Below are 16,229 nucleotides of genomic sequence, written 5' to 3'. Positions count from 1 at the left end.
ACCTCGCTTTTTTTATGATTATTATTTAAAGTATGTTTAAAAGAAACCAGTTCCTGGCTCTTCCATACTTGTTGCTTGCGCTTTCTGAGGGTTTAATATTAAGTAAGTTCCTAATGCTGTTAATGCAGCATATTTACCATAATTTCCTATTTTTTTAATTGCTTGTTTACGAGTAATTTCTTGAGCAATATCTTGAGTTTTGTTTGTGTTCTTCATGATGTCTTGTCTTAAAAATTATCGTTATTATTCTAAAATTATTTTCTTATTCAACTTCCCTTTATCGGTCTGTAGTTGAACAATGTAAACACCAGTTGCTAATTTGGGTAAAGAAATGTCTTTAACACCATTTGAAGAAAAAGAAGTATCCATAATTTGTTTTCCAATAATATTAAATAATTTGAAAGAAGCATTTTTAGATGTTATTCCGGTTATTCTTAAAGAAGTATTGTCTAGTTTATATACACTTATGTTTTCTAATAGTAAATCGTTGTTAATACTTAATGTACTATTAGTAGTATGCATATAAAAACGACCAATTCCGTTCAAGGTTTCCTCTAAAGTGACTTTATAATTATTGCTATTTTCATCTAAACGAGTAAATGTATTTGTTAATCTATCTTCTAAATATATTTTTAGGTCTGAAGAAAAATTAGAAGCAACCATTGAGAATGTAATTTCTTTACCAGCTTCTGCATTTACACCAACAGGAACTACCATATTCTCATAATTAGTATTTGGTAAAGCTTGTATTGCAAGATCTACGCCTTCATTATTACTTACCAAATGAGTATATACCTTAAGGTTATTACTAACACCCGTAAAAGTACCTACATCAGAACCAACATCTAAACCAGTTGTTCTATTCTGTATATATCTAATCTTTGTTGAAGAGTTTTTAGTACCATCAGTAATTTGTAGTATTGCTTCAGGATAACTAGAGCCACTTTTCAAAAAGATATTTCCTGTTTGATGTGTTTGCATTGCTTCTGTAAAACTTGCAGAAGTACTACCTCCATCTGGAGCATGTACAAAGAAAGCTTGACCCGGTGCAATAAAGAAATCGTCATCTACCGATTTTTCTTCATAGGCAGTACCATTCCATACAGTTAAACCTGCTCTTGATGGGTCTAAAGTACTTGCATCAATATTTACTCTTAAAAAAGAATTAGTATCATCTGTACTACTTCCTCCTTTTAAAGAAGCTGTATATGGACTACTTATTAAATTCCATCTATTTCCTGCAGGATTATCTCCACCATCTGTAATAGCAATTGTTTCTCCAGCATTATTTACGTTTAAAGTCCCTGTAAAATCTAACGTACCTGCTGTTCCTATTTTAGCAGAATATCCTTTTGCAGTCACAAAATTACCAGCACTTGCAATAGGGTTTGCCATATCGGTTGTGTAATAATTCCAACGAGAAGCTGATACAACATTATTAACATAAGGCGTAATCGCTTTTTTAGTACCACTAGTTATAAAAGAACTAGAAAAGCTATTAATAGATTGTCCATTAACAGGAGCACCAATTAAATGCCAACCTTCTGCATTAACTCCAGAAGTTGTAAGGTGTCTTTTATAAGTTACATTTCCTGCAGAAGTACCTTTTACAATTAAAGAACCATTTGTTGTGGCATCAGAATTTATATTTAATGTTCCATTTTGGGTAAGGTTTCCATTTACAGTTAATGAGTTACCCGTTTGAATATTTAGAGTTCCTGTTATATTTAAATTGTTAATAGTGACAGAACTAATATTTAGCTCAGGACTATTAGGAATAACAACATTATCTGTACTTATAGGAATTCTATTTAAAGACCAATTACCTCCAACATTCCAGTTACCACCTGCAGAAAAATAAGTATTTGTTTGGTTTGCTTCTGTTGTAAAACTTAAGTCTGTTGTACTTGTAATACCTGCATAATTATTATCGGCAGCATCTTTAAAAGCAGTATTGTCTATTTGAATGTAATATTCAGTATTTAAATCAAAATTAGAAGAAGGATTTATAGTTGCAGATGTTGTATTTGTGGTTACTAAACCTGTTGTTACATCTATGGTAGCCATAGTACTATCATCTGAAGTTTTTTTGATGACAATATTCCCTGTTCCTTTACTAATATTCTCGTTAAATGTTAATACAATATTGGCACTCACCAAAACATCATTAGCATCATCTGCGGGAGATGTAGAAGTTAATGTTGGATTAGCAATATCTACTGTAGTAAAATTTAAGGTAGTCTTTACACTAATTCCGTCATAAGAATTTCCACTTGTATCGTCAATGGATGTTGCAGGTATTGATAAATAATAGCTTGTTTCATTATCTAAAGCAGATGTATTAGGATTAATTGTTAAAATATTATTACTAATTGAAGCTATATTAGAAGTAGCAGTAGGATTTGCAGCATCAATTGAAAAAACTGCGGAATCATTACTAGATTTTTTTAACTGAATAAAACCTGTACCAAAGGCAATGTTTTCATTAAAAGTCAACACAATATTACTATTGGTTGCTATTGTTGTAGCACCATTTGTTGGCGAAGAACTTGTTAAGGTAGGGTTTGTTACATCTAATGTTGTTACGTCTACTTTTGCTAAGCTATTTTGAGTATTACCAAGATTATCAACTGCTACTAAATAAATATCATAAGCTGTTTCAGAAGTTAATCCTGTCACGTTAAAAACATGAGTTTCCATATCTCCAAAAGGACCATTTGAATTTCCACTCGTTATTTGCCCCGAACCTCCGTTACCTGTTCCAGACTGAACATCGTTAACAGTTGGTGCTGCTGAACCATCAGGCACTATTACATAAAAAATAACTCCGCTTGTATCATTAATGTCTGCATTTAGTGTTAAAGTTGTAGCTGTAATAGAAGATGCAGTAGGTGTAGCGTCAAACAATGGAGCCATTGTGTCTTCGGTCGTAAAAGTTAATGTTGTATTGTTAGTAATTCCTCCATAAGAATTTCCACTCAGATCATCAATCGCTGTCGCCGCAATTTGGATAGCATAATAAGAAGGACCACCACTCATTAAGCTACTGGGATTAATAGTTAACACAGCTCCACTAATTGAAGCTTGTGCTCCTGGTGAAGCTGCATCAATAGTAAATGTACTAATGTGGTGTGAGACATCAATTACTTGAATGGTTCCTGTTCCAAAAGCGATGTTCTCATCAAAAGTCAACACAATATTACTACTCGTTGCAATGCCTGTAGCTCCGTCTGTTGGCAAAGAACTTGTTAATGTAGGATTTGTTTCATCTGCAGTTGTAAAATTGAATGTTGAATTGTCGGTAATTCCTGCAAAACTATTGCCTGCAGTATCATCAATTGCTGTCGCTGCAATCTGAATAGCATATACAGAGCTCTCAAACATTGAAGAAGTTGGATTGATATATAATTTATCGTTTACAATACCTAAAGCACCGTTTAAAGGACTAGTAGTTGCCGTTGCCGTTGCAATATCAATCGTTTCATAAATTGTACGTTCCCTAACATTATGCAACGTGATTAAACCTGTTCCCTTTACAATATCCTCATCAAAGTCAAGAACAATATCAGCGGATGTAGACACACCTGGTTCATTATCATTTGGAGTTGAACCTGCGCTATTAAAGTTAGGATTCGTAGTATCTCCTATAGTTTTAAAATTAAAGGTTGTATTGTTAGTTATTCCTGCAAATGCTTCACCACTTGTTGATACTATTGCTGTTGGAGCAATTTGAACGGCATAGTCTGTGTTTTCATCAAAATTTCCAGTCAAGTGAAAAATCACTTCTTCAGGGCTACGAATATCGATTTCTGCCTGTGTACCAGGATTAGCAACATCAATTGTATAGGTGCTTGATCCATCTGTTAAATCAATTATTTGAATATTCCCCGTACCAAAATTAATATTCTCAGAAAATGCAATATAAAAACTGTTACTTGTATCTCTTCCAAGATCAACTGCAACGTCCGTTGCTTCATCATTAGGATTTTGATAAATTATATTTAGTGAATCAAGTGTAGTAGCTACTATTCTTAGGGGAGTTGTTGATAGATTCTTAGTGGTTTCATCATCTTCGGCTACAACCCAAACATAATAAAAATGGTTCGCGGTCAGGCCAGTGACATTAATACTATTTACAAAATTGCCACCACTAACAACTGCGGTTCCATAATAGTCCGAATGACTTACTCCATCTCTTACGTTACCTGCTGTAAATCGGCCAGGTCGTCGGGGTGGATAACCTTCTGCAGGAGCAGTACCAGTATCTTCTAAGATATAATAAACGGTTCCTGCTTCGTCTAAGTCTATGTTCAAGGTAAACGAAGTTGTTGTTATATTAGAAACATTTGGTGTACCGTTTTCAAATACTGGCGCAGTAGTGTCTTGTGCATTAATAGTTGGTGTAATAAAGAAAAGAACACAAATAAAAAATAGAAGTTTATACTTAAGCATATTAAGTGGTTGTTTAAAACAAGGTTTAAATGATTTGTAATTGGTACTGCTGTTTTGAGTAAAATTATTTTTCATAATTAAAGTTAGCAGGGGGAGATTATTAGTTGACTTACAATGTTACAACTAATATGTAGAATAAAGGTCAATATTATAAAAATACAGGGGGTGGTTTTTCCCACCCCCTTAAATGTATTTTATTGATTTTTAGATTATTACATTTATTAAGAATAGGGTTTTTTTACAGTCTAGAATAATGAATAAAAATAATATGCTATAAAATAAGGGAGGTAAGGGTAATTTATTTTTTAAATAATAAGATTTAAAGGTGTATTTATTTATAATAAATAAGGTTTTTTTAATGAATTAAACTATCAATTTTTTCATTAGGGATAAATCCTTTTAGCATTAAAATTACACCAAAAAGAATTAAAAGAATTCCCATAATTTTTTTAACTCGATAAATTACTAAAGGAGTCATTCTATTTTTTAGTTGTTTTGCTAAGAGTATTTTACCTAAATCTGTAAGTGCATACCCTAAAATTACAGTTGCAAAGTACCAAAAAATACTTGTAGGATTCATATATAAAGTTGGCCCTACTACAACTACAATTCCTAGCCAACCAGCTAAAACACCAACGTTTATAAAGTTTAAAAAGTACCCTTTAAAAAACAGTTTTATATAATTACTTTTAATAGGAACTTCAATCGTTTTTGCATTCTCTAAAGCCTCTTTTTTACTTTGTCTATCGAAGTAGGTAATGAGTCCGTAAATAATAAGCACTAAACCACCGATAAAAAAAAGTCTAGGGTCATCTTTAATCTTTTCTAACATAGATCTACTTCCAAAGTAAGCGATCAAAATAAAAGTAATATCACCTAAAATAACACCAATATCAAAAGAAATTGCAGCTCTAGCTCCTTTTAAAATACTGGTTTGAATAAGTTTAAAAAATACGGGTCCGATCATGAAAGCCATGAAAAAACCAATTAAGAATGCATTTTTAAAGTCGTAAATATCCATTGCGAAAAAAAGATTAAAGAACTAAATAATTAAAAGATTCAAAAATTTAATAATCAAACGAAACAATTACACAATTAACCATTTCAACAATTAAACATATTACTAAACATCATCAAAATCAATACTAATTTTTGAAGTAGTTGGATATGCTTGACAAGCTAAAACTAAACCTTCTTCAACTTCACTATCTGATAAAATTGAGTTTTTAACCATCACAGCTTTTCCTTCTGTAACTTTACATAAGCAAGAGCTACAAACGCCACCTTGACAAGAATAAGGAGCATCTAAATTATTACGTAAACTTGCTGATAAAATATCGTCAGTTTGTTTCATTATAAATGTAGTTTCCTCATCATCTAACAAAACAGTTATTTCTGTATTTCCTTCTTTTATTTCAGAAACTGCCTCTTCATCAACAGAAACTGTAAATAATTCGAAATGAATATTTTCATCAGCAATACCATGTTCAGAAAGAGTGGTAGAAACTTCTTTAATCATTTCTTCTGGTCCGCATAAATAAGCAGCATCAAAAGTGGTGTCTTTGTATTTGTTATTGATGTAGAAATTAGTGTGTGCTTTATCAATTCTACCAAATAAAGAATCTTCTAATTGTTCTCTACTACAAATGTAATGGAGGTTAAAACGATCTGAATTTGCTTCTTTTAAAGCATCTAATTCGTTTTTAAAAATAGTATCAGCAACTGTTTTGTTTCCGTAGATTAATGTAAAAGTAGACGAAGATTCATTTTCTAAAACATCTTTAATCATAGACAGAATTGGCGTAATTCCAGATCCAGCAGCAAAAGCGATATAATTTTTATTAGGTTTTGGTTCTAATATAAATTTTCCTTCTGGTTCAGAAATTTCTATAAAATTTCCTGATCTTAATTCTGATGTAGCATATGTAGAAAAAATACCATTTTCAACAGCTTTAATTGCTACTTTTAAATAACTGTCGGTTGGAGAAGAACAGATAGAATATGCTCTTCTAACTTCTTTACCGTTAATTGTTTTTTTAAGTGTTAAGTATTGCCCAGAATGAAATGCAAATTTAGATTTTAAATTTCCAGGTATTTTAAAAACAAGAGAAACCGCATCGGCGGTTTCTCTTATCACATCTTGTATATTTATTTTGTGAAATGTTGCCATTAAAAATGTATGTTTTACACCAAATTATTTGCTATTAAATATTCGGCAATTTGAACTGTGTTTGTAGCAGCACCTTTACGTAAGTTGTCTGCAACGATCCACAAATTTAAGGTATTTTCTTGAGATTCATCCCTTCTAATTCGTCCAACAAAAACTTCATCTTTATTATGCGCATTTATTGCCATCGGATAGACGTTGTTATCTAAATCATCTTGAACAATAATACCTGGAGTATCTGTTAATATCTGACGAACTTCAGCTAAATCAAAATCATTTTCAAACTGAACATTTACAGCTTCAGAATGTCCACCAGCAGTAGGTATTCTAACAGCAGTTGCTGTTACAGAAAAAGAATCATCACGTAGAATCTTCTTTGGTTCTTTAACCAATTTCATTTCCTCTTTTGTGTATCCGTTTTCTAAGAAAACATCACAGTGGGGTATTGCATTTCTACCAATTTTATGAGGATATGCCATTTCACCATCAATACCAGCTTCTTCATTATCTAATTGCTGAACCGCTTTTACACCAGAACCAGAAACAGATTGATAGGTAGAAATTACGACACGTTTCATTTTATACTTTAAATGTAAAGGAGATAAAGCAGCTACTAATTGAATTGTAGAACAGTTAGGATTTGCAATAATTTTATCCTCTTTTGTTAAAACATCACCATTAATTTCTGGAACGACTAATTTCTTAGTAGGATCCATTCTCCAAGCAGAAGAGTTATCAATAACAGTGGTACCTACTTCTGCAAATTTTGGAGCCCATTCTAAAGAGGTATCTCCACCAGCAGAAAATAAAGCCACATCTGGTTTCATTTTTAATGCATCTTCTAAAGTAACTACTGTAAAATCCTTCCCTTTATAGGTTAATTTTTTACCAGCAGATCTTGCAGATGCTACAGGTATTAATTCTGTTATAGGTAAATTACGTTCTTCTAAAACTTTTAACATTACAGTTCCAACCATTCCAGTTGCTCCAACTACAGCTATTTTCATCACTTTTAATTTTAGTATTCTAAATTGAACTGCAAAGATGCTAAAAAAAGAAATAAATTAAATTACATAAAACGTTATAAATCAACCAAAGTTTAAAAATTTAGCAAATAAATTTCTAATGTTTAAAATTAAACTATTTGATATAAAATTAATATTTTTGAGGACTATACATATCTTCTTTAAACCCTTTCCATTTAGCAATGTCTCCAGTAAAGGAATATGTTGTTGTTTTTTTAAAAAGAGAAGATATAAAGCCAGCGGTTGTACCAACTAAGGTTAAAAAAATAGCCCCAACAGAAGCATAAGCATCATTGGAAACTGTTAAAAGAACAACTCCAGGTAAAGCACCCATTAACACGCTGTGACCTTTCGTTCTTTTGGTTTTTATATACATAATTTCACTTGATGGAACTGTAATTGATTTACTCCCTTTTTTTAAGACAAGTGTAGAGTCAGTAATCTGTAATATTTTACCTTTTGCAATTTTTTGATTTGAATTGTTGTAAACTCTTACAAATATTTTAGATTTTTTTGGTAATTCTTGAGCAGTAATGTTTAAAGATAAAAATAATGCAATGGCAAATAATAAGTACTTCATAGTAATAATTGTTTAGTTAGTTTTTTACAAGGTAGACTAAAAAAGTTTAACCATTTCTAAAATAAAAACCTCCAATAAAGGAGGTTTTTGATTTTTTTAATCTTTCTGGTTTTGTAAAAGACACCAAATATAGATATGAGTAATTATATATTTTTATCACAAGAAAGCTTCAATACCATAGCTTCCTTTTAGCATTCCTACTGTAAGAACTGCGGCAATACAAATAAGAAGTATGCTGAGCGGAATCACAATTCGATCTACCACTGATAATTTTTTTGCTCTTTCTTTATCTCCAATTAAACCATTATTATCTAAAAACATAGCTAAAGCCCAAGCTAAAACTGGGTTTGTTACCATTGCCATAAAAATACAGATTCCTGCAGCTTGTGCACAAGCACTTTCTCTAACCATTTGTATACCCGCTTCTACCATTGGTAAAAATACACCAACAAGTAAAGCAATAGATCTTACAGGTGGCCAAACAGCTACGTCCATTGGGCTTCCTAAAATTGCTACAGCCATAACCATTAATCCTAAAAGAATAGCTCCAGCAGGAATAGGTCTTTTTGCAATTGCAGCAGGAATCATGTAAGTACCCCAAGATGATGTAATATTACCACCACCAACTGCTGTACCAACAACTTGTCTAATAGAACACATTGTCATAGTATCATCTACATCCATTAAAACTTTTTCAGTTTTTTTCGGATAATTCATTTCTTGAAAAATACGGTGTCCTAAGAAATCTGGAGACCACATAGCAACTGCTAAAATAGCAAAAGGTAAAGAAGCTATAAAGTGTTGTGAAGTTGGTAAACCAAGCATCCATCCTTTATCTGTACTTCCCCACCAATAAGCAGGGTTAAGATTTGGTAATCCCATTTCTGTTGTAAACTGAATATCAAAACCAGCACCACCGATTAAAGCAATTGCTAATGCAGTAACAGCACAGGCAGGAATTGCTAACCATCGTTTACCAATTCTAGCAAGGTAACTGTATAAAATTACGGTAATAACTAAAATTATTAGCCCTAAATATCCCATTGATCCAGATTCTACAGCGGTAGATTCAAGTCCTGTACTCCAAGTTTGAATTGTCTTAATTTGACTCAATGCACCCATGAACCCTAGAAATATCAACAATCCACCAGCAACACCTTTACTAGTTAAATTTACTAAACGAGAACCTCCTTTAACAAAACTAAGTGTAAGACCAAAGACACCAATTAAGATTGCTAGCGCCAATGGATGAGCTCCAGCTAAAGCAATACTTGCAATAAGAGGAATCATAGGTCCGTGGTTTCCCGCCAAATTTGCTCTAGGATTAAAAAATCCGGATGCAAGAATAACAAACAAAAAGGCAGGAATAATCATCTCTACTCGAGAGACTTCAATAGCAAAATCTTTGCCTAAATTTACGTGATCCCAAGCTTCTGTTAAACCATCTGCCCAAGCCATCATTACAGAAGAATACATTGCAATAATACCAAGAGTTCCTGCGAGAGCTGGTACTAAATCTTCCCATTCGAATCTAAAATCTCTACCAGGAAGGTTTAATTTATACCTTCTAGGTTTCATTATTTGTAATTCGTGTTCTAAGTATTCCGATCGACTTTTAAACTCTGAAGCCGGTTTATGAAGTTCTTTGTAAGTTTTCATGCTATAATGTTTTGGGGGGGAATGAGGCTTTTAATCAAAGTTTTATTAAGAATTTTTTATATATAATTAAGCAGTTATCACCTTAAACTATATTAAAAGCAAAGTGGTAATGCGATTATAAATTATCTTGTAAAAAATATATATTGTAGACTCTATGGTTTGTTTTAGTTGATTTTTACTTTTTTGAAATATTTACTTAAAATATCTGACGCTTGTTGTAATTCTTCTTTTGTATTTTCTCTTGCGTCTTTCAATTCATAATCCCAACCTAAAGCTTCCCATTTATGGATACCTAATTTATGGTAAGGTTGTAATTCTATTTGTTCAATGGTTTTGTAGTCTTTAAAATAATCTCCTAATTGATGTAATAATTCTGGTGTGTTTGTAATGCCAGGAATTAAAACATAACGTAACCACATTTTTTTACCAGATTCTTCTCTGTGTTTTGCAAAATTGAATGTAGTTTCTATATTTCTTTTACCAGTAATATATTGAAAACCATCTTCAGTCATATGCTTAATATCTAGCATTATTAAATCTGCATAATCATCTAATAATTCAATAGTAGGATGATTTAACATTCGTCCATTAGTATCAATATTAGTATTAATTCCTTCTTCCTTTAATCGTTTAAAAAACGGAATCAAATTATGAGCTTGTAATAATGGTTCTCCACCAGAAACAGTAACACCACCTTTATCGCCATAATAAGCTTTCATTTTAATGACTCTTTGTACCAAATCTTCAATGTGGTGTTCTTCACCTCCATGAGTGTCTATTGTATCTGGGTTATGACAGTACAGGCATTTTAATTTACATCCTTGTAAAAAGATAACGGTTCTAATTCCTGGTCCATCATGAGTCCCAAAGGATTCAATAGAGTGTACATTTAATATGTTTTCTGAAGTTTTGATAATGTATAAGTTTAGTTAAATAAAAAAAGGGATTCGAAAAAATAAAATTAATACTTTCTTAAAAAGTAGGCTCTATAAAGAGTCAATTTTATTTTTTGAATCCCTTAATTAATACATAAAAAGGACTACATAGATTCGTGGAATGAACGCGAAATGACTTCCATTTGTTGTTCCTTAGTTAATCGTATAAAATTAACTGCGTATCCAGAAACTCTAATTGTTAATTGAGGATGATTTTCTGGATGCTCCATTGCATCTATTAAAGTTTCTCTATCGAATACATTTACATTAAGGTGTTGTGCACCGTTTTCAAAGTATCCTGTCAAGGTTGCTGCTAAATTGTCTATTCTTTCTTCTTCTGTAGAACCTAAAGATTTAGGTACAATAGAGAATGTATTAGAAATTCCGTCTTTAGAATCTTTATAATCTATTTTTGCTACAGAGTTTAAAGAAGCAATTGCACCATTTGTGTCACGCCCATGCATTGGGTTTGCACCTGGAGCAAAAGGAACACCTAAAGCTCTACCATCTGGTGTTGCTCCGGTTTTCTTACCATAAACAACGTTAGATGTAATTGTTAATACAGACATTGTTGGGTCTGCTTCTTTATAAACTCTTAATTTTTTAAGTTCATTACTAAAGTCTTTAACACCGTTTTGAGCAAAGATATCTACTCTATCGTCATCATTTCCATATTTAGGAAATTCTCCTTCGATTTTGAAATCTACAGTTAAACCTTCTTCATTTCTGATTGGTTTTACTTTTGCATATTTAATTGCTGATAAAGAATCTGCTACAATTGATAAACCTGCAATACCATAAGCGATATTAATTTGTGGGTTTGTATCAATTAATGCCATTTGAGCTTTTTCATAGTAGTATTTATCATGCATGTAATGAATAATATTCATTGAGTCATTATAAACACGAGCTACTTGCTTCATAGCAATTTTAAAGTTAGCCATAACTTTATCAAAGTCTAAATATTCGCTATCATCAGCTTCAATTCCATCAACCATATGAGTTCCTGAAATTTCACATTTACCTCCATTTACAGCTAATAATAATGTTTTAGCTAAGTTAGTTCTTGCTCCGAAAAATTGAATTTGTTTTCCAATTTCTTGGTAAGAAACACAACAAGCGATACCATAATCATCAGAACCTCTTACAGTTCTCATTAAATCATCATTTTCAAATTGAATTGATGAAGTATCGATAGCAACTTTAGCACAGAATTTTTTAAAGTTTTCTGGTAATAATGGAGACCATAAAACAGTAATATTTGGTTCTGGTGATGGACCTAAGTTGTATAAAGTATGTAAGAAACGGTAAGCCGTTTTTGTAACTTTAGATCTTCCATCGTTAAACATACCACCAATTGCTTCAGTTACCCAAGTTGGATCACCAGCAAAAATATCATCATAAGCAGCCATTCTTAAGTGACGTACCATTCTTAGTTTCATTACAAACTGGTCGATGTATTCTTGTGCTTCAACTTCAGTAATTGCTCCGCTTTGTAAATCTCTTTCAATATAAATATCTAAGAAAGTAGAAACGTTACCTAAAGACATTGCAGCCCCATCTTGTTCTTTTACAGCTGCTAAATAAGCCATATAAGTCCATTGTACTGCTTCTTGAGCAGTTTCTGCAGGTCTATTTAATTCTAAGTTGTAAAAGTTACCCATTACAACAATTTCTTTTAATGCTTTAATTTGATCTGCAACTTCTTCTCTTAAACGAATTGTTGCATCAGACATTGGTCCTCCAATGTTTGCTAAATCTTGTTTTTTAACTGCAATTAATTTGTCAACTCCGTATAAAGCTAAACGTCTATAATCACCAATAATTCTACCACGAGCATAATTATCTGGCAATCCTGTTAAGAAACCTAAAGATCTAAATTTTTTGATTTCTGCTGTGTATGCTGCAAAAACACCATCATTGTGTGATTTTACATATTTTGTAAACAAAGTATTAACTTCTTCACCTGGTTCTAAACCTTGTTCTTGTAATGCTTTTTGAACTACTTTGTAACCTCCAAAAGGTTTCATAGCTCTTTTTAAAAGTGAGTTCGTTTGTAAACCTACAATTGTTTCATTTTCTTTGTCGATGTAACCAGCTTCAAAACTAGAAATTGAAGAAATAGTCTCTGTATCAATAGAGTGTACTCCACCGTTTTCTCTTTCTATTTGAGTTCCTATTTTACAAATTTCCCAAAGTTTTTGAGTTTTTTTACTTGCCCCAACTAAAAATTGGTCATCTCCATAATAAGAAACGATATTTTTTACAACGAAATCTCTAACATTAATAGATGTATTCCAAGCTCCGTTAGTAAATGCTACTTTTTGTGGTTTTTCTAAGATTAATTCTTGTACTTCCATTATAATTTCTAATTTATTTTTTTTATGTATTATTTAATCCTCATTAACACTGCAAATTTATCTCTGAAGTATTTTTAAAAATATGATATATGTTAGCTTTAGGTCTTATTTAAGAAAACGATGTAGTAGTCTTTTATTCAATGTTAATGAGATAAAATGTTCATTTTTTGAATAATTCAGTTTTAAAAATTAACTACATTTGCAAAAAATATATTTAGTTTAACCTAATTAGTATAGCATGCAACTGTACAATAAGTTAAGCGCAATAGAACGCGCTGCATTAATTGATGAAGCTGGTAAAGACCGCCTCACAATATCATTCTATCAATATTATAAGATAGAAAACCCACAATTATTTAGAGATAAGTTATTCCTGGAATGGAATGCTTTAGATGTCTTAGGAAGAATTTACGTTTCTTTTGAAGGCATAAATGCTCAATTATCTGTTCCATCAGAAAACTTTTATGCCTTAAAAGATCAATTAGATAGTATTTCTTTTTTGAAAGATATTCGTCTAAATGTTGCTGTAGAACACGATAATAAATCATTTTTAAAGCTTAAGGTAAAAGTTAGAAACAAAATTGTTGCTGATGGTTTAAATGATGAAACTTTTGATGTTACTGCCAAAGGTGTTCATTTAAATGCAAAGGAATTCAACGAAATGTTGGCGAATCCTGATACAGTTTGTGTAGATATGCGTAATCATTATGAAAGTGAAATTGGTCATTTTGATGGAGCTATAACGCCAGATGTAGATACATTTAGAGATTCTTTAGATATTATTGAAGAAGACTTAAAAGACAATAAAGAAGACAAAAATTTATTGATGTATTGTACTGGTGGAATTCGTTGCGAAAAAGCATCTGCTTATTACAAACACAAAGGATTTAAAAATGTTTTTCAGCTTGAAGGCGGAATTATAGAGTACACACGTCAGGTAAAAGCCGAAGGAGTAGAGAATAAATTTATCGGTAAAAACTTTGTTTTTGATCATAGAAGAGCAGAAAGAATTACAGATGATGTAGTTTCTAATTGTCATCAATGTGGCAAAGCCTGTGATGAACATACAAACTGCGCAAATGAAGCATGTCATTTATTGTTTATTCAATGTGATGAATGTTCAGAAAAGATGGAGAATACTTGTTCTACAGATTGTCAAGAAGTAATTCAGTTGTCTTTTGAAGAACAAAAGGAATTAAGAAAAGGAAAAGGAAATAGTAATAAGATATTCAAAAAAGGACGTTCAGAAGTTCTAAAATTCAAAAAATAAAGTCATGCAAAAAATCGAATTAATGGCGCCAGCAGGAAACTTTGAAAGTTTACAAGCGGCTATAGATAATGGTTGTGACTCTATTTATTTTGGAGTAGAGCAGCTAAACATGCGAGCAAGAGCAACTGTCAATTTTACTTTAGATGATTTAGAAGAGATTGAAAAAAGATGTTCAGAAAAAAATGTGAGAACCTATCTTACATTAAATACGATTATTTATGATCATGATTTATCAATTGTAAAAACATTGATAAAAAGAGCAAAAGAAGCAAATATAACAGCTGTAATTGCAATGGATCAAGCTGTAATTTCTATGGCTAGAGAACAGCAAATGGAAGTTCATATTTCTACACAAATCAATATTACAAATATTGAAACAGTGAAGTTTTATAGCATGTTTGCAGATACAATCGTGTTAAGTAGAGAATTGAGTTTACGTCAAGTAAAAAAGATTACAGAAGATATTGAGAAAGATCAAATAAAAGGGCCTTCAGGAAGATTAATCGAGATTGAAATTTTTGGACATGGAGCTTTGTGTATGGCAGTTTCTGGTAAATGTTATATGAGTTTACATTCTCATAATTCATCAGCAAATAGAGGTGCTTGCAAACAAAACTGTAGAAAAAAATATACAGTTATAGATCAGGAAACTGGTTTTGAAATGGAGTTAGATAATGAATATATTATGTCTCCAAAAGATTTATGTACCATTGATTTTTTAGATCAAGTTGGAGATGCAGGAATTAAGGTTTTAAAAATTGAAGGTAGAGGTAGAGCACCAGAATATGTTGCAAAAGTTATTAAATGCTACAGAGATGCAATTGATAGTTTAGCAAACGGAACTTACGATAAAGAAAAAGTAATTTCTTGGATGCAGGAATTAGAAAAAGTTTACAACCGTGGTTTTTGGAATGGATATTATTTAGGTCAAAAATTAGGAGAATGGAGTAAAGAATCTGGTTCTCATGCAACTCAAAAGAAGGTCTATTTAGGAAGAGGAGAGCATTATTTTGATAAAGCAAAAATTGCTCAGTTTAAAATTGATGCTTATGATGTTGCTATTGGAGATACTATTTTAGTTACTGGACCAACAACAGGAGCGCAAGAAATGGAACTAAAACAGATGTTTGTAAATGATGCGCCAGCAGAAAAAGCTACAAAAGGAGATGAGGTTACCATGAAGTTAGATTTTAAGGTAAGAAGATCTGATAAGTTGTATAAAATTGTAAAAACTGAATTTGCAGAAAACTAATGGTTGTAATTACACTTCAAAGAAAAAAATGCATTGGTTGTAATTACTGTGTAGAGTTAGCGCCAGCACAATTTCAGATGTCTAAAAAAGACGGAAAAACGGTTTTGCTACATTCCATAGAAAAGAAAGGTTTTTTTACCATAAAATCTTTTGATGAATCTATTTTTGATTGTTCTAATGAAGCAAAAAAAGCCTGTCCTGTTAATATTATTGAGGTGAAACAAATTTAAGAAATACATAAATTTAATATAGAAAGACCTCAATTTTGAGGTCTTTTTTTTGCTTGTTAGATTTTTGAAGTTGAAGAGGTTTTGAGGTCTTTTAATGTTTAAAAAACTGATTATTGTACGAATTCTAATTCAATCCGAGCAAATTCTAAAGAGAACAAAAGTTAAGCAAACGTTCGAACTATATTTGGAGTATCATCAAATTAAAAAATAGTTATAAGAACTTTACATTAACCTATTTTTTCATTCTTTGAGAATGCGTATATTTACGAATTAGTGAAGATTAGGCTGTGTTTTTGTAT

At 31.6% G+C, this 16,229-nt stretch carries 12 protein-coding genes; 3 read left to right on the top strand and 9 right to left on the bottom strand.

Annotated features, from left to right (window positions below):
* Positions 1-36: 36 nt before the first annotated feature.
* The 9 genes from BTO07_RS10800 to pflB form a co-directional block, all read right to left on the bottom strand.
* A complete protein-coding gene (locus BTO07_RS10800; protein WP_087521238.1) occupies positions 37-216 on the bottom strand; it encodes a hypothetical protein in 180 nt (59 codons plus the stop codon).
* A 27-nt stretch (positions 217-243) separates the two neighbouring features.
* Entirely contained in the window at positions 244-4,452 is a 4,209-nt protein-coding gene (locus BTO07_RS10795) for an Ig-like domain-containing protein (RefSeq protein ID WP_198342455.1), read from the bottom strand.
* Positions 4,453-4,807: 355 nt separating this feature from the next.
* Positions 4,808-5,473, bottom strand: coding sequence for a LysE family translocator (locus BTO07_RS10790; protein WP_087521236.1), 666 nt, complete (start codon positions 5,471-5,473; stop codon positions 4,808-4,810).
* 102 nt (positions 5,474-5,575) lie between these two features.
* Positions 5,576-6,622 (bottom strand): ferredoxin--NADP reductase, encoded by a 1,047-nt coding sequence (locus tag BTO07_RS10785; RefSeq protein ID WP_087521235.1) that lies wholly within the window; start codon positions 6,620-6,622, stop codon positions 5,576-5,578.
* Between the two features lie 14 nt (positions 6,623-6,636).
* Positions 6,637-7,626 carry an aspartate-semialdehyde dehydrogenase gene (locus tag BTO07_RS10780; protein WP_087521234.1) on the bottom strand — a complete coding sequence of 330 codons (990 nt, stop codon included), beginning with the start codon at positions 7,624-7,626 and terminating at the stop codon, positions 6,637-6,639.
* Between the two features lie 148 nt (positions 7,627-7,774).
* Positions 7,775-8,224 (bottom strand): hypothetical protein, encoded by a 450-nt coding sequence (locus tag BTO07_RS10775; RefSeq protein WP_087521233.1) that lies wholly within the window; start codon positions 8,222-8,224, stop codon positions 7,775-7,777.
* A gap of 156 nt (positions 8,225-8,380) precedes the next feature.
* Positions 8,381-9,883, bottom strand: a complete 1,503-nt coding sequence (locus BTO07_RS10770; RefSeq protein ID WP_087521232.1) for a DUF3360 family protein — start codon at positions 9,881-9,883, stop codon at positions 8,381-8,383.
* Between the two features lie 164 nt (positions 9,884-10,047).
* Positions 10,048-10,761, bottom strand: coding sequence for a pyruvate formate-lyase-activating protein (gene pflA, locus BTO07_RS10765; protein WP_257789774.1), 714 nt, complete (start codon positions 10,759-10,761; stop codon positions 10,048-10,050).
* A 161-nt stretch (positions 10,762-10,922) separates the two neighbouring features.
* Positions 10,923-13,178, bottom strand: a complete 2,256-nt coding sequence (gene pflB, locus BTO07_RS10760) for a formate C-acetyltransferase (RefSeq protein ID WP_087521230.1) — start codon at positions 13,176-13,178, stop codon at positions 10,923-10,925.
* A gap of 238 nt (positions 13,179-13,416) precedes the next feature.
* On the opposite strand from pflB, the gene trhO reads away from it, so the two are divergent.
* The 3 genes from trhO to BTO07_RS10745 are packed head-to-tail and all read left to right on the top strand — an operon-like array spanning position 13,417 to position 15,930.
* Positions 13,417-14,448 (top strand): oxygen-dependent tRNA uridine(34) hydroxylase TrhO, encoded by a 1,032-nt coding sequence (gene trhO, locus BTO07_RS10755; RefSeq protein ID WP_087521229.1) that lies wholly within the window; start codon positions 13,417-13,419, stop codon positions 14,446-14,448.
* 4 nt (positions 14,449-14,452) lie between these two features.
* Positions 14,453-15,700 (top strand): peptidase U32 family protein, encoded by a 1,248-nt coding sequence (locus BTO07_RS10750; RefSeq protein WP_087521228.1) that lies wholly within the window; start codon positions 14,453-14,455, stop codon positions 15,698-15,700.
* Positions 15,700-15,930 carry a ferredoxin gene (locus BTO07_RS10745; protein ID WP_087521227.1) on the top strand — a complete coding sequence of 77 codons (231 nt, stop codon included), beginning with the start codon at positions 15,700-15,702 and terminating at the stop codon, positions 15,928-15,930. The genes BTO07_RS10750 and BTO07_RS10745 overlap by 1 nt, the downstream gene beginning before the upstream one ends.
* Positions 15,931-16,229 lie beyond the last annotated feature (299 nt).

It is taken from the genome of Polaribacter sp. SA4-12 (assembly GCF_002163675.1).
Lineage (GTDB): Bacteria > Bacteroidota > Bacteroidia > Flavobacteriales > Flavobacteriaceae > Polaribacter.
Note: the sequence above shows the minus strand (reverse complement) of the source record. Positions and strands in the feature narration are given on the sequence as shown.